At 60.4% G+C, this 15700-nt stretch carries 16 protein-coding genes; 15 read left to right on the top strand and 1 reads right to left on the bottom strand.

What is annotated here, in order from left to right; all coding sequences use genetic code 11:
* Positions 1-67 precede the first annotated feature (67 nt).
* Together HDE77_RS11665 and HDE77_RS11660 are read left to right on the top strand one after the other, a co-directional pair.
* Positions 68-1243 carry an efflux RND transporter periplasmic adaptor subunit gene (locus HDE77_RS11665; RefSeq protein ID WP_221444257.1) on the top strand — a complete coding sequence of 392 codons (1176 nt, stop codon included), beginning with the start codon at positions 68-70 and terminating at the stop codon, positions 1241-1243.
* Positions 1244-1410: 167 nt separating this feature from the next.
* Positions 1411-2937 (top strand): DHA2 family efflux MFS transporter permease subunit, encoded by a 1527-nt coding sequence (locus HDE77_RS11660; RefSeq protein WP_184417510.1) that lies wholly within the window; start codon positions 1411-1413, stop codon positions 2935-2937.
* A gap of 64 nt (positions 2938-3001) precedes the next feature.
* Here HDE77_RS11660 and HDE77_RS11655 read toward each other — a convergent pair whose 3' ends face one another.
* Entirely contained in the window at positions 3002-3421 is a 420-nt protein-coding gene (locus tag HDE77_RS11655; protein WP_184417509.1) for an acyloxyacyl hydrolase, read from the bottom strand.
* A gap of 364 nt (positions 3422-3785) precedes the next feature.
* Between HDE77_RS11655 and HDE77_RS11650 the strand changes: the two genes are divergently transcribed.
* The 13 genes from HDE77_RS11650 (at position 3786) to HDE77_RS11590 (ending at position 15616) form a co-directional block, all read left to right on the top strand.
* On the top strand, positions 3786-5213 hold the full coding sequence (locus HDE77_RS11650) for an MATE family efflux transporter (RefSeq protein ID WP_184417508.1): 1428 nt from the start codon (positions 3786-3788) through the stop codon (positions 5211-5213).
* A gap of 145 nt (positions 5214-5358) precedes the next feature.
* Complete coding sequence (locus tag HDE77_RS11645; protein WP_221444250.1) at positions 5359-6291, top strand: DUF6662 family protein; 933 nt, start codon at positions 5359-5361, stop codon at positions 6289-6291.
* Between the two features lie 9 nt (positions 6292-6300).
* Positions 6301-6828, top strand: a complete 528-nt coding sequence (locus tag HDE77_RS11640) for an FMN-binding protein (protein WP_184417507.1) — start codon at positions 6301-6303, stop codon at positions 6826-6828.
* A 28-nt stretch (positions 6829-6856) separates the two neighbouring features.
* Entirely contained in the window at positions 6857-7675 is an 819-nt protein-coding gene (locus HDE77_RS11635) for an FAD:protein FMN transferase (RefSeq protein WP_184417506.1), read from the top strand.
* A 74-nt stretch (positions 7676-7749) separates the two neighbouring features.
* Positions 7750-8154: a hypothetical protein gene (locus HDE77_RS11630; protein ID WP_184417505.1), complete on the top strand. Its 405-nt coding sequence runs from the start codon at positions 7750-7752 to the stop codon at positions 8152-8154.
* A gap of 151 nt (positions 8155-8305) precedes the next feature.
* A complete protein-coding gene (locus tag HDE77_RS11625) occupies positions 8306-8863 on the top strand; it encodes an isoprenylcysteine carboxylmethyltransferase family protein (RefSeq protein ID WP_184417504.1) in 558 nt (185 codons plus the stop codon).
* An 87-nt stretch (positions 8864-8950) separates the two neighbouring features.
* On the top strand, positions 8951-9241 hold the full coding sequence (locus tag HDE77_RS11620) for a hypothetical protein (protein WP_184417503.1): 291 nt from the start codon (positions 8951-8953) through the stop codon (positions 9239-9241).
* Between the two features lie 80 nt (positions 9242-9321).
* Positions 9322-9633 (top strand): hypothetical protein, encoded by a 312-nt coding sequence (locus tag HDE77_RS11615; RefSeq protein ID WP_184417502.1) that lies wholly within the window; start codon positions 9322-9324, stop codon positions 9631-9633.
* A gap of 82 nt (positions 9634-9715) precedes the next feature.
* A complete protein-coding gene (locus HDE77_RS11610) occupies positions 9716-10618 on the top strand; it encodes an MBL fold metallo-hydrolase (protein ID WP_184417501.1) in 903 nt (300 codons plus the stop codon).
* A 149-nt stretch (positions 10619-10767) separates the two neighbouring features.
* On the top strand, positions 10768-12078 hold the full coding sequence (locus HDE77_RS11605; protein WP_184417500.1) for an ABC transporter permease: 1311 nt from the start codon (positions 10768-10770) through the stop codon (positions 12076-12078).
* A 10-nt stretch (positions 12079-12088) separates the two neighbouring features.
* Entirely contained in the window at positions 12089-13348 is a 1260-nt protein-coding gene (locus tag HDE77_RS11600) for an FtsX-like permease family protein (protein WP_184417499.1), read from the top strand.
* A 70-nt stretch (positions 13349-13418) separates the two neighbouring features.
* Positions 13419-14189, top strand: a complete 771-nt coding sequence (locus tag HDE77_RS11595) for a hypothetical protein (RefSeq protein ID WP_184417498.1) — start codon at positions 13419-13421, stop codon at positions 14187-14189.
* Positions 14190-14326: 137 nt separating this feature from the next.
* Entirely contained in the window at positions 14327-15616 is a 1290-nt protein-coding gene (locus tag HDE77_RS11590; RefSeq protein WP_184417497.1) for an MFS transporter, read from the top strand.
* Positions 15617-15700 lie beyond the last annotated feature (84 nt).

The following is a 15700-nucleotide window of genomic DNA, read 5'->3' as shown; positions in this document are numbered from 1 at the left end:
CCCCATGTCCAGCCAGAATCCCATCCCGGCCGAGAACGCGTCGCCCCAGGCCACGCCGACTCAAAGCATGCCGACTCAGAACGCGGTCGCCCCGCCGCCCACGAAGAGCTCCCGCGGGCTGCTGTTGCGCGTGCTCGTCGTCATCGTGGTGCTTGGCATCATCGCCTGGGCGCTGTGGTATTTCCTCGAAGGCCGTTGGTACGAAGGTACTGACGACGCCTACGTGAACGGCAACGTGGTGCAGATCACCCCGCAGATTGCCGGCACCGTGGTCAGCATCGGCGCCGATGATGGCGATCGGGTGCGCACCGGCCAGGTGCTGGTGCAGTTCGACCCCAGCGACGCCGACGTGGCGCTGTCCGAAGCCAAGGCCAACCTTGCCAACACCGTGCGCAAGGTGCGCGGCCTGTACAGCAGCGTCAACGGTGCGCAAGCTGACGTGGCGGCACGCAAGGTCGCGGTGGACAAGGCGCGCGCCGATTTCAACCGTCGTCGTGACCTGGCCAAATCCGGCGCGATCTCGGCCGAGGAGTTGTCGCATGCCAGCGACGAGCTGACCGCCGCCGAGAGCGGCCTGATCTCGTCCCAGCAGCAATACCAGACCAGCAAAGTGCTGGTCGACGACACCATCGTCACCTCGCATCCCGACGTGCAGGTTGCCGCGGCCAAGCTGCGCGCCGCGTTCCTCGACGACGTGCGCGCCACCCTGGTGGCCCCGGTGGATGGCTATGTGGCCAAGCGCTCGGTGCAGGTTGGCCAGCGCGTGCAACCGGGCGCGCCGCTGATGGCCGTTGTGCCGCTGCATGGCGTGTGGATTGACGCGAACTTCAAGGAAACCCAACTGGCCAAGATGCGCATCGGCCAGCCGGTGGAAATCGATTCCGACGTCTACGGCAGCTCGGTGAAGTACAAGGGCAAGGTCGAGAGCCTCGGCGTCGGCACCGGCAGTGCCTTCTCGCTGCTGCCGGCACAGAACGCCACCGGCAACTGGATCAAGATCGTGCAGCGCATTCCGGTGCGCGTGGTGTTCACCGATCCGCAGCAGCTCGACCAGCGCCCATTGCGTCTGGGTATGTCGCTGAAAGTGGACGTCAACCTGCACGACCAGAGCGGCCCGACGCTGGCACTGCAACCGCCGACCGAACCGCTATTCAGCACCGACATCTACAAGCAGCAACTGGCCAAGGCCGACGTGGCGATCGCGCAGATCATCCACGCGAACATGGCCGGCGAAAAGCAGTAAAGACTCACTCCCCTGCTCGCCGCGAAGGAGGAACTCTCTTCGGTCGCAGGGGAGGGGTGCTCTTGATCTTCTCCGCAAGCTCAGGCGACCCCCACCCAACCTCCCCCTGCCAAACGGGGGGAGGAGCAGATCATCAAGCAGCACAACCCCCTCACTGACAGACACTCATGACCGTTCAATTCCGTCCACCCAACCTGGTACTGGCCACGATCGGTCTGTCGTTGGCCACGTTCATGCAGGTGCTGGATACGACGATCGCGAACGTGTCGTTGCCGACCATCGCCGGCAACCTCGGCGTCAGCAACGACCAGAGCACCTGGGTGATCACCTCGTTCGCCGTGAGCATGGCAATCTCGTTGCCGCTGACCGGCTTTCTCACTCGCCGCTTCGGTGAGGTGAAGTTGTTTGTGTGGTCTACCCTGCTGTTCGCACTGACTTCGTTCCTGTGCGGTATTTCGCAAAGCATGGGCATGCTGATCGTGTTCCGCGCGATCCAAGGCGCGGTGGCTGGCCCGATGTATCCGATCACCCAGAGCATGCTGATCGGCATCTATCCGCCGGCCAAACGGGGCATGGCGCTGGCACTGCTGGCGATGGTCACGGTGGTGGCGCCGATCGCCGGCCCGATCCTCGGTGGCCTGATCACCGACAATTATTCGTGGCCGTGGATCTTCTTCATCAACGTGCCGATCGGCATTTTCGCCAGCATGGTGGTGGCGAACCAGATGAAGGGCCGGGTTGAGACAACCACCCGACCGAAGATCGATTACGTTGGACTGGTTACCCTGATCATTGGTGTCGGCGCGCTGCAGATCGTGCTGGACAAGGGCAACGATGAGGACTGGTTCAACTCGACCTTCATCATCGTCACCAGCATCATCTCGGCGATCAGCATCGCGATCTTCCTGATCTGGGAATTGACCGACAAGGACCCGATTGTCGACCTGAGGCTCTTCCGACATCGCAATTTCACTTTTGGCACGCTGGCGCTGGTGTTTGCCTACGCCGCATTCTTCGCGATCGGTTTGCTGGTGCCATTGTGGCTGCAGCGCAATCTCGGTTACACGTCTACCTGGGCGGGTTATGCAACCGCGCCACTAGGCGTCATTCCAGTGCTGCTGACGTTCATCGTCGGCAAGTACGCGACGCGCATGGACCTGCGCGCCGTGGCATCGGCGGCCTTTATTGTGATGGGCGCGACCTGCTTCCTGCGCTCAGGCTTCTATCTGGATATCGATTTCTATCACGTGGCGATGGTGCAGCTATTGCAGGGCCTGGGCGTGGCGCTGTTCTTCATGCCGATCCTGACGATCCTGCTTTCCGATCTGAAGCAAAACGAAATCGCCTCCGGTTCCGGCCTGGCCACGTTCCTGCGTACGCTGGGCGGCAGTTTCGCGGCGTCGATCACCACCTTGTTGTGGGACCGTCGCGCGGTGCTGCATCACGCACGGCTGGCTGAACAAATCACCCCCTACAGTCCCAACACACAGTCGGCGATGAGCCAGCTCGGCCAGGGAAGTCCTCAACTCGGTGGCAGCGTCATCGACGGGATGATCACCCAGCAGGGTTATCAGATCTCGTTCAACGAGGTGTTCCATTTGCTGGGCTGGGTCTTCTTCGCCCTGGTGTTTGTGATCTGGCTGGCAAAGCCGCCATTCGTCGCGAAAGCCGGTGCCGCTGCGGGTGGTCATTGAGTGAGTCGATCGGATGTGCGCGCGGCATGATCGGGCCGGCCGTGGAAGCGTTGTAAATCGAACCTTACAAATCGAAGCCGACGCCCACCAGCGCCATGGTTTCGCCACGGTTCGGCATGTGCAGGTCGCCGTTGGAGATGTGGCGGATCTGGAAACTGAAACGTCGCCCCTGCCAGCCCAACGTGCTGACGAATTCGTAGGGGCTGCTCAACGCCTGCGTGCGTGCGCTCTGCAACGCTGGCTGGAAACTGAAAAACAGCCTTCGATACCAGCTGTCCGCGTCGCCGTAGTGAAAGCGAACGCCACCCGCCAGAATCCAGGCATCGTCCGTGGTGGAGGGATTGCTGTAGCGATAATGTTCGAGATCGCGACCGTTGATCCAGCCCAACGAGACATCCGGCGTCCAGCTGAAACGACTGGTGCCGATGGTGTGATCGTCGAACACACTTTCGATGAACACCGTGTTGCTGGCGAAACTATCCATGTAGCTGCGCCCAACCTGGACTTCCAGGTGAGCGGCGGCGGCAGGCAAGGACACCGATACGAGGCAGATCCCACATAGAGCGCCGGCGATGGCGGCGCGAGATGGCTTAGCAGGCGGGCGCATAGGGGAACCTATCGAGTTGGGGACACGTAGGGTTTGTGTACTTTATAGTTCACTAAGTAATGTTGCAAGTAAGTGAAGCCGGCCAAAGGGCAAGCGGCCATTGCGCGGGTCAAGCTGGAGCTGACCGAGCCCTCGCATGACGCGATGCCTGCGTGGGAAAGTACTCTGCATATCTGATCTCACTCGCTTCGGCTTTCTGCGGTTTTGCTCAGCACACTCCCAAGCACCTCCGGATAGACGCATGCCACCTTCCGCTACCCGCAAACCTTCGCTGACCGAAGGCCCGATTGCCCGCACTCTGCTCCTGTTCTCGCTGCCAATACTCGGCGCCAACGTGCTGCAGTCCCTGAATGCCTCGGTGAACATGGTGTGGATCGGCCACTATCTCGGCGAAGCAGCGCTGACGGCGAGCGCGAACGTGAACCTGGTGCTGTTCTTCCTGCTGGGGCTGGTGTTCGGCATCAGCATGGCGAACACGCTGCTGGTTGGGCAGGCGGTCGGCGCGAAGAATATCGATCAGGCAAAACGCGTCGTCGGCACCAGCGTCGGCTTCTTCATCGCGTTGTCGCTGGCGGTGGCGGTATCCGGTTACCTTTTCACGCCACAGATTCTCGCCGCCATGGGCACGCCGGCCGATGCACGGCCGTTCGCGATTGCGTACATGCGCGTCATCTTCCTGGCGCTGCCGTCGATGTACTTCTACAGTTTCCTGATGATGACACTGCGCGGCGCTGGCGATTCGCGCACGCCGTTCCTGTTCATGCTGCTGTCGGTAGGGCTCGACATCGCGCTGAACCCGCTGCTGATCTTTGGCATCGGCCCATTTCCGAAACTGGGCATCGCCGGCTCGGCCACCGCCACCCTGATTGCGCAAAGCATTGCGTTGGCGGCACTGATCGCCTGGATGTACCGGCGCAAACACTTTCTCTGCCTGCATCGCGGAGAGCTGCACTATCTGAAACCGGATCTCGCCATATTGCGCGCGCTGGTGCTGAAGGGGCTGCCGATGGGTCTGCAGATGGTGGTGATCTCCTCCGCCGCGTTGGTGATGATCAGCCTGGTCAACGCCTACGGTTCGCAGACCACCGCCGCCTACGGCGCCGCGCAGCAGTTGTGGACGTATATCCAGATGCCGTCACTGGCGATCGGCGTGGCGGTGTCAGCGATGGCCGCGCAAAACGTGGGTGCGAAACGCTGGGACCGTATATCGCGGATCGCCATCGTCGGCCTCGGCTACAACGTGTTGCTTACCGGCAGCCTGGTGGCCATCGTCTATCTGTTCAACCACGGTGCGCTGGGACTGTTCCTGCCCAATGATGGCGACGCGATCACCATCGCGCAGCATCTCAATGCAATCGCGGTGTGGTCATTCATTTTCTTCGGCCTCAGCTTCGTGCTGTTTGGTGTGGTGCGCTCCACCGGCGCGGTGATACCACCGCTGGTGATCCTGATCATCGCGCTGCTGGGCGTACGACTTCCCTTTGCACTGCTGATGCGAGATCACATTGGCGCCAACGCCGTGTGGTGGAGCTTCCCGCTGGGCTCACTGGTGACGCTGATCCTGACCGTTGCGTATTACCGCTGGGGCGGCTGGCGCAAGGCACACATGCTTGCATCCGATGCGACGCCAGTGGAGCCGATCACCGTGGCCAAGCCGGTGTCGCTGTAACGATAAGACCTCGCTTCACCACTCATCGCGGGCAGCGAGCATTCGGTCGCGCGCAACATGATGCGGTCGCGCCGAAAGAACTTGCATATGCGAATGACTATCAGTCATAGTAGGTTCCAGCCATCTGCGCCCGACAGGAAGTCTTATGTCGCATGTTTCTTTCGACCGCTCGCGCGGCCTGATCGCCGTTCTTGCGCTTGGCGTCAGCAACCTGAGCTATCAGCCCCCGGCCAAAGCTGAGGAGAGCCAGTTCGGCTACGTGTACACCACCGACCTGTTGCCCCAGGGCGCCAAGGAAGTGGAGCAATGGGCGACCTGGCGCCACCAGAAGGCAGGCGGCTATTTCGACCAGATCGATGGCCGCACCGAATTCGAGTTCGGCCTGACCGATAAATTGCAGGTGGCGTTCTACGCGAACTACGCCTGGTCGCGCGCCCATTACAACGGTCCTTTCGGCGAGACCACACCACCGGAGCCGCTCTCCTATGACAAGCCCGGGCCGGACGACCACTACAACGCCACGCGCTTTGTCGGCTTCTCTGCCGAGGCCATCTATCGTTTGTGGAGCCCCTACTCTAATCCGCTCGGCGTTGCCGTCTACGTGGAGCCCACCATCGGCCCCGCGTTCCGCGAGCTGGAAGCGAAACTGATTCTGCAGAAAAACTTTATGGACGATCGGCTGGTGACCGCGTTCAACCTCACGTATGCACCGGAGTGGCGCTATGACACCGTCGAAGATGACCCCACACGAAAGACCTGGGGTTACGAAACCGACGTCAATGCGAATGTCGCTGCCTCCTATCGCTTCGCGCCCAACTGGTCGGCCGGTTTCGAGTTGCTCAATGAGCACGAGTACAACAGCTATACCTTCAGCAAGGAATCGAACGACGGCTATTTTTTTGGCCCGGTTGTTCACTACGGCGGCAAGAAGTTCTTCGTTACCGCAACTTTTCTCGAACAGCTCCCATGGGCATCGGAACATTCCGATACGGTGCCTGGCGCCATCGTCGACCGCCGCATCTACGACAACGACTTCGAGAAGTATCGCCTGCGCATCAAGGCCGGTTGGTACTTCTGAGGTGCATGCATGAAATCCCGATTCCTGTTGATCCCTGCCTGTGCCCTGGTGATGAGTGCACCCGTGCAGGCAACGGTGTATCTGAGCGTGGAGCAGGCACAGGCGGTGATGTTTCCCGGCGCCTCCTTCACCCCCGACTTCGTGACACTGACGCCCGAACAGATGAAGTCGATCGAGAAAGCCTCCGACGTCAACGTACTCAATCCCCAGCTCAAGGCGTGGAAAGTATCCGGCGGCGGTTGGTTCATCGCCGACCAGGTGGTTGGCAAGCACGAGTTCATTCCGTTCGCCCTGGCGATCGATGCGCAGGGTGCGGTGAAAGCGGTGGAGATTCTTCAATACCGCGAAACCTACGGCGATCAGGTGCGCAAGGAATCATGGCGCGCGCAGTTCACTGGCAAGACGAGGGACGCACCGCTCAAGCTGGGTGGCGACATCGAGAGCATCTCCGGTGCCACGCTGTCGAGCCGTCACATCACTGACGGCGTCAAGCGCCTGCTTGCGACCCACGCCCTTGCGCTCGCCCATCACGATTGAGCGCGCGCGTCCGCTGCTTGGCACGACGGTGAGCGTTCGCGTCGAGTGTGCCAAAGAGGCAGATGCCCACCGCGCAATTGATGCCGCGTTCGCCGCGATGACCCATGTCCATGCACGGATGAGCTTCCACGAAGTCGATAGTGATCTTTCGCGGATACATGCGGCAGCGCCAGGGCAACGGGTCATCGTGGATGCGCAAACCGCCCAGGTACTGCGAGAAGCGTCACTGCTCGGCAAGCAGACCCATGGCGCGTTCGACATCACCGTCGCAGCGCAGTTGGTGGCGTGGGGGCTGCTCCCTGCTCCCAATGGCAACGCTGCGCTGGTCGGCGGCGCAAACTGGAAAGACATCGATATCGATGACGAGGATGGAGTGCGTCTGCGACGCCCGCTCTGGATTGACCTGGGTGGCCTGGCGAAGGGATATGCCGTGGATCGAGCCATCGACGCGTTGGGTATCCGCGACATCAAGCATGCCTGCGTCAACGCTGGCGGTGACCTGCGCACCCTGGGCGAAGGGCCCCACATCGTCGCGATAGCCACCGGTCAGCGACACCCATCGCACTACCCCGTGCTTGAACTTGCCGAGGCATCGGTGGCGTCCAGCAGTGGCCGGGCTTTTTCCGAAGCAGGCAGGGGGCCACATGTTCATGGCCGGCGCCGCTACAGCATGGGCCTGACTCAGAGCGTCACGGTGGTCGCAAGGCAATGCGTGCACGCCGACGCGCTGACCAAGGTCGTCATGGCCATGGGAATGCAGAGCGACGCTCTGCTTCGACACTTCGACGCCGTGGCTTATCTGCAGGACGCGACGGGCGGTTGGACACAGATCGGCGATTCCGTGTGACGCCCCACCCACCTCCCCATCACGTGATCGGCCAATACCGCGCGCCGCTTCGGCTTTCGCGCCGGCGTCGCTACATGGTGTATGCCATCGGCTGGACGCTGTGGGCCAGCGGAGTGCTTTGGCTGCTGTTCCACTATGCATTGATGCGCAAGGGCGCGTTTGGCGACGAGGCGCACCCGCTGGAATCCTGGTGGTTGCGGCTGCACGCGGCCATGGCATTTGCGTCGTTGTGGAGCTTCGGCCTGGCCTGGGGAGTCCACATCGTGGCCGGCTGGCGTACGCGAAGGCAGCGGATCTCCGGCGTCATCGTTGTGACCTTTCTGATCTGGCTCTCGGGTACCGGCTATCTGCTCTACTACCTCACGGATGATCATTGGCGGGGCATCAGTGCGGTAGCTCACTGGACGGCGGGTCTCGCGCTGCCCGTGTTGTTGGCGACCCACATTGTTTTGGCGCGCCGGCGCCAAAAGCGGCAATGAAGTTGCAGACTTTCGACGCCGCCCGGCGGGACCTGCGATCACTGACGGCGAAGAGATCTGGAGCCGATCGAAATCTATCCGACGAATGAGTCACCATCGGTCTGGGCTTCATCTAGACTTTGGGTTGACGCGGGAATCGGGGGACATAGTGATGAACTTGCGCGACGTTGCCATCACCGTTTTCTTTTTGTGGATCTTCATCGATGCCATCGTCGTCTTTCGCCACAAGACCGGCAACGCCGAGAATCGCGATCACTTCTCCCTGAGGTTGCTGATGATCGGTGGCCCGTTGGCCTGGTCGATCAGTATCGCCCTGGCCTTCAGCACGATCGGGACCATCCACTGGGTTGCGCTGCAGACCGCAGGCCTGGTCGTCATGGGGATCGGCATCGCCGTGCGCTCAACCGCGATCATCCAGCTAGGTCGCTTCCACACCCCGAACGTAGCCGTTCGCAGCGACCATCAACTGAAACAAACCGGGTTGTACCGGTATGTACGGCATCCGAGTTACCTCGGCGCCCTGATTGCTTTCCTTGGCTTCGGTTTTGCGTTGGGTAACTGGCTGAGTGTGGTGGCGATGATGACCATCACGCCGTGCATCTATCTCTACCGAATCCACGAGGAAGACGCGGCGCTCTCAGCCGAACTTGGAGAGGAGTATCGCCAGTATTGCCTGCGCACCAAGCGGTTGATCCCACGGGTGTATTGACGGTACCTATCGCTAGCCGTGGTCGATAGACTGCGAAACCCAGGGTGCGTCCATCAGGTAGTCAGCCATCACAGCATGGGGATATCCATGAACATCAAAAAAAGTATGACATCCGCCTTGCTTTTGGTTGCGTCGTTCAGCGTCAAAGCGGAGGAAATGGCATCGCAGGCTCAGGATGCAACCCGTCAGATAGGCGTATCAGCAATCTGGATCCTTGCGAATATCAGCTATGCCGGTATGCGCGCTCAAAACAGCTCGAGTTCCGGCTGGCGAATTGTGTCATTCCTATTTGGCTTTCCTGGCACATTTCTGAGTTACCTTGTTGTCGTCGAAGGCAGCGAGCGCGCTTATGGTGTGGACATTCCGAGCCGGAAATAATTGTCAACAACAAAGCCTGGCTACTCAATCAGGGCGGACGGCTTCGCCGCCGCTTAACTGCAGCATCAGGCGACTGGGACATGACTAATACGGCTTGGCGCTACGCCTTGGCTGGGTATATGGCCTTCTATTGCGTTGCGATTGCGATCGAACGTCATGGCCTTGCGAATTTCTTTCACCGTGGCCCCATGACGGCGTCGGAGTTGTTTCTTACTGCGCCGTTCTTTTGGGGGTACACAGTCTATGCACTCCAGAGTCGCTCGATCCACGGATCGAGCCAGTGGCGTATCACGACTATAGAGCGCGACGAGCGCCCGGCGGCCTACTGGCTGACAGTAGCGTTCTACTTCTCGTATGGAGCATTGATGATTGTTCTCGGCCTAAACCGCTGAGCCGGAGGCTAGGCAGAACGGCTGGCCTGCGGAATACACTTGCCGAAGTGGCGAACTTGCCCATGCGACGAGGTAACGCAACGTGCACAGACACACCTCGAAGGCGACGACAGATGGCGATCGACCACGGGTGAAGGCATTCTTCCATCAGGACTCCTCGACTTTCACGTATGTCGTTCATCATGCCGATTCGGCAGTGATCATCGATCCCGTGCTGGACTATGACGCCCCTTCCGCGCGAACCAGTACAACATCCGCGGATGCCGTGATTGCCTATATCCGGGATCGGAAGCTGCGTGCCGCGTGGATCCTCGAAACCCATGCGCATGCCGACCACCTGAGCGCCGGTAGCTATCTTCGCAGCACGTTGGGTGCGCCCATGGCGATAGGCGCGGGGATCGTGCAGATCCAGAAGCACTTCAAGTCGCTATTCAATCTGGGTGACGACTTCGTACCCGATGGCCGTCAGTTCGATCGGCTGTTGCAGGACGGTGATGACTTGGTGGCCGGCGAAATGAGCGTGCGGGTTCTGGCGACACCAGGCCACACGCAAGATGGCCTCACTTATCTGATCGGTGACGCGGCGTTTGTCGGGGACACCGTCTTTGCACCGGAAACCGGCACGGCGCGCTGCGATTTTCCCGGTGGGGATCCTGCGCGGCTGTACCACTCGATCCAGAAGATCTTCGCCCTTCCGGCCCACACAAGACTCTTTCTCTGCCACGACTACCCGCCTCCGGGACGATCCGAGGCTGCGCAATGCAGCATCGCCGCGCAACGCGAAGGCAACGTGCATGTCGGTCACAACACGATGGAGGCAGAGTTCATTGCATTGCGGCGTGCGCGCGACGCCACACTTCCACCTCCTCGCCTGATCCTTCCGGCGCTGCAGGTAAACATCCAGGGAGGGCGTCTGCCATTGCCGGCAGAGAACGGCATCACCTACCTCAAGCTGCCGTTGAATCAGATGGGCCCGAAGGCTTGAGGGGTGTTCACCTCCGACGAAGGGAGCGTGGTTATACCGACGGGCAGAGCTGAACACTCCATTCAGCCATTGCTGTCTCCTTGCACAGGGAAGTTCAGCTTGTTGCTACTCTCCCCCTGGGTTAGACGTGTGCATAACAGGGGTGCCACATGTTCAAGTACTACCTACGGCTGGGTCTGCGCAGCCTGCGTCGCAACCCGGTGCTTACCGCGCTGATGGTGATGGCGATTGGTTTTGGCGTCGCATCGTCGATGACGACGTATACGGTATTTCGCGCCATGTCAGGCGATCCGATTGCATGGAAGTCCAGCAAGTTATTCGTGCCGCAGATCGATCCGTGGGGACCGGCTCATCGACTGAATGATGAGCCGCCTGGTGGAATGACATACATCGATGCCGTCGCATTAATGCGAGATCATCGTGGATACCTGCAGTCGGCGCTCTATCCGATTGCGCCGACCGTTTACACCGATGATTCGTCGCAGAAAGTACGGTCGGCGCAGGGACATGCGGTCTACGGGGAATTCTTTTCCATGCTCGATGTGCCATTTCTTTTTGGCAACGGCTGGTCGGCAGCAGACGACGAGCAGCACGCCAGAGTGGTCGTGATCGGCAAGAACCTGAATCAACGTCTCTTTGGTGGAACCAACAGTGTGGGAAGGGTTATTCGGCTGGACAGCCACAGCTATCGGATAAGCGGTGTGCTGGACGACTGGCATCCGGAGCCGAAGTTCTACGACCTGGCCAATGCCAGCGCCTTTGGTACAGCCGATCAGGTGTTTCTGCCGTTCACGGCAGCGATCGACGAGCAACTCTTTACGAGCGGCCGGTTCAGTTGCGGCGTCAAAGATCCGGATCCCGGGTTTGCCGGCGCGTTGGCTTCCAGCTGCGCCTGGATTGGCTATATGGTCGAGCTGAATACAAGTACCCAGGTCCATGCCTACAGCAGCTATCTGGATAGCTATGCACATGGACAGCAGGTTTTGGGTCGCTTCGGCTGGGCACCCGACAATCGTCTGCGCGATCTGCCCACATGGCTGGCTTTCAAGCAAGTGGTTCCATCGGAGACCAAGGTATCGATTGTGGTGGCCCTCTGCTTGTTGCTGGTATGCATGGTCAATACCGTGGGCTTGTTGCTGGCAAAGTTTCTTCGCCGATCCGGCGAAATCGGCGTGCGCCGTGCGTTGGGTGCAAGTCGTCTTGCGATAGCTGCCCAATTCGGCGTGGAGTCAGGCGCGATTGGCCTCGCCGGAGGTGCGCTGGGTTTGTTGTTGACTTGGCTGGGCGTTGAATTGATGCAGGGCTCGCTACCCAAGCCGATCGCCGCGTTGGCCCACATCGACGTAACGCTGCTTTCGGAAACCCTGCTGCTGGCCGTCGTGGCTACCGTACTGGCGGGGCTGTATCCCATCTGGCGTGCCATGTCTGTGCGCCTCTCATTGCAGCTCAAGGAAGATTGAGGAACCACGCATGTCCCTGCATCCCATCCTTTCCGCGTTGCGCCGACACAAGGCGGGCACCATCCTTATCGCCTTGCAGATAGCACTGACCCTGGCCATCGTGTGCAACGCCTTGTTCATTATCCGGGCGCGATTCGAGCACATGGCCCGCACCACGGGAATCGACGAGTCCGATCTGCTTCGGGTGGAGTCGACGCGTACCGGCATCGACAGCGACACGGATGCTGGCAAGGCGGCGCTCAATGCATCCATAAGAGCCGATCTCGTCGCGCTACGGCAACTGCCGGACGTAGCTGACGCCTATGAAACCAACTCATTGCCACTGAGTAACAACCTCTGGTCAGACGGCTACAGTTTTGCCCCTGGGCTGCCTCCTGCTGTCCCCACCGGGCTCTACAACGCGGATGAGCATGCCTTGGCGATTCTTGGTGTGCGATTGGTGGCGGGACGCAATTTTCGCAGCGATGAGATTGTTGGGCATGGCCAATTGGGGACTTTTCAGCCAGCCGTCATTATCGTATCCAAACACTTGGCTGACAGCCTGTTTCCGCACGGTGACGCGCTGGGCAAGCAAGTTTATTTCATCAACGCAACCGCCCCCAGCACCATTATTGGCGTCGTCGAGCATTTGCAGACGTCTCTAGTCGACAGCTCAACAGATGGCTGGGCGTGGAACTCGACCTTGCTGCCGCTGCGTCTGGTCGACCCCTCCCGTTACTACGTGGTGCGCGCCAAACCCGGTCGCCTTGCCGCTGCCATGCAGAGCGTGCCGGCAGCCCTGTATGCACAGGATCCACTGCGGGTAATTCCGGATGGCGCAGGCGATGATGATGTCGGCGTGCAAAGTTTCGCGCAGATTCGTGCCGCGGCTTATCAAGGCGATCGCACCTTGGCGATCCTGATGGGTGTGATCAGCATCATGCTGTTGGCAGTGACCGGTGCCGGTATTGCAGGCCTCTCCAGTTTCTGGGTGGGTCAGCGCCGGCGGCAAATAGGTGTCCGTCGTGCACTCGGCGCGACCAGCCGCGACATCGCGCGCTATTTCCTCATCGAAAATGCGCTTATCAGCGCTGCCGGAATTGCCGTCGGGATTGTGCTTGCCTTCGAATTCAACCGGTGGTTGATGGGAAAATTCGAATTGACGCAACTCTCGCCAGCCTACGTTCTGGTCGGCGTGGTGATGCTCTTGTTGCTAAGTCAGGGTGCCGCGCTCGCCCCCGCGCTACGCGCCGCGCGAATCGCACCAGTGGAAGCTATCCGCTCATCGTGAACTTCATTATCGCTCTCGCGATGCAGCAAGCTATAGAGAGAAGCTATCCATGCCTCAAGGAATTGATCGTATGCCGAAGTTCTCCAAGGACGACTCGCATAGCTTTTTTTCATCGATCGCTGAGTCAGACCCTTCGCGTCGAATGAGTCGAATGTTTTACCTGACGGCTGTGATCTTTCTGTTCTCAGCGTGTGCTGGGGCACCAAGAGCTATTGAACCGCCGATCCCCGCTACGATCAAGCTCACGAGCACACCAGCAGTCAGCAGCGTGGCACCCGATACCGACTTGCCAAAGCGCGTATCCACTAACCAGATAGACCGGACTTTCACCGCGGCCGGCGATCTGACCGGCGACGGCTCAGAGCAGCACCTGACGATCCACGTCACTGGGCACAACATGACGTCTGCGTTTACGTGGTCCCTGGTCATCACGGGCCGTAACGGCGTGACTCTCTTCAGGGTCGAACGAAACGATGCCTGGCTGGACAGCTTTTTTGGACAGGACGGTTACGAAGCCGACTGCTCAGGGTACATGGCGTGCAAGAAGCACTACTACTTTGAAGATCTTCCCAAGACCGTATTCGAGAGCCTGAATCCCACTGATGCTCACGAAAGCAAGAATGATCTTCTGCTGTCGAACCTGAGGGAGACCGCCACGGCCTTCTTCATAAAAAATGGCGTACCGTCGTCGGAGCGCGACGCAGCGATATCAGAAATGCGACGCACGCTGACGCGACCGGGATTTCGTGTTCTTGATGTACCGTACTCCCCGGTGGAGTGGAGCCCACCGGCCATCTGGGTGAAGAGCATTCATATGTTCGTCCCCTACCATCAGGATTAGGGTCTGCAAAATCAGCTGGGGAGCTGGATTGCCCGTGCCCACCTCGGCCGAAGATGGACATGGCGAATAGCAACATCGGTCTTGGGGTTTACCTAACGGGGCAACAGGTTTCGTGCCGTGGCACGAGGGGACTACAGATGCAGAAGAAGTCAGGCGACTCGGTATTCGCCAACCGCAATTTCAGTTTGCTGTTTGCTGGCAGCACGATTTCGGCGATCGGCGACCAGTTCACGCTGGTGGCCTTGCCGTGGCTGGTGCTGAAGCTCACTGGCGACCCTGCCGCGCTCGGCCTGGTGCTGGCCACGATGGCATTGCCGCGCGCCGCGTTCATGCTGATTGGCGGCGCGGTGGTGGACCGGATGTCGCCGCGACGGGTGTTGCTCGGTGGGCGTGGGGTCAATGCGCTGCTGGTCAGCCTGCTGGCCGTGCTGGTGCTGGCCGGGGCGATCCAGATGTGGATGATCTACGTGATCGCGCTGGGGATCGGCCTGTCCACCGCGTTCTCGTATCCGGCGGGCTCGGCGATCCTGCCGCAGCTGATGCAGCCACAGCAACTGCAGCCGGCAAACGCGGCAATCATGAGCATGCGCCAGCTGAGCATGATCATCGGGCCGGTGATCGCCGGTCTGTTGATTACTGTCGGCGCGCACGATGGCCACAACAAAGGCGTTGGCGACTCCTCCGGACTTGGACTCGCGTTCGGCATCGATGCGGTGAGCTTCCTGTTCTCGCTGGGCTCGCTGATGCTGATCCGCATCCATAGCGACTACCACCCGAAGGCACCTGTCGGTAGCGTGCTGGCGAACGTGGCGAGTGGTATCCGAAATATCTGGGCCGATCTGCCGCTGCGCGCGTTCATCCTCTACGCGGCGATCGTCTCGATCTTTGTCGGCGGCCCGATCCAGGTCGGATTGCCGGTGCTGGCCGAGACCCGACTGGATCTGGGTGCCGCGTCGCTGGGAATCCTGATGACGGCGAACGCCGTCGGCATGCTGCTCGGCAGTTTCCTCTCGGGCTTCGCAACCAAGCGGGTGCATGGCCGACTTGGCCTGATGATATTGAGCATCGACAGTCTGGTCGGACTGGCGCTGATCGCGCTGGCGCTGGTGCACTCGACGCTCGGTGGCGCCGTACTGCTGGCCTGCACCGGCCTGCTCGGTGGCATTGCGCAGATCGCCCTGGTCAGCTGGATCCAGCGCCGCGTGGCACCGGAAATGATGGGCCGCACCATGAGCGTGCTGATGTTCACGTTCATGGGGCTGGGCCCGCTGTCCGCCGCGATCGCCGGGAGCCTGCTGAGAATCTTCTCGCTGACCGCACTGTTCACCGGCGCGGGCCTGACACTGACGGTCATCGCACTCAGTTGCATGACCAGTCCGGCGCTGCGCAGTATCGGCTCTGCGCAGACGGAGACCGCGGCTGGCTGAGTGCGCAGGTTAGGCGGTCGCACACTTTCGATCCTCATGGCGAGCAACCCCTCCCCAGCCCTCCCTTGCGACCGAAGGGAGTCC

It is taken from the genome of Rhodanobacter sp. MP7CTX1, from assembly GCF_014205795.1.
GTDB lineage: Bacteria > Pseudomonadota > Gammaproteobacteria > Xanthomonadales > Rhodanobacteraceae > Rhodanobacter.
This window is presented reverse-complemented; position numbering and strand designations above follow the sequence as displayed.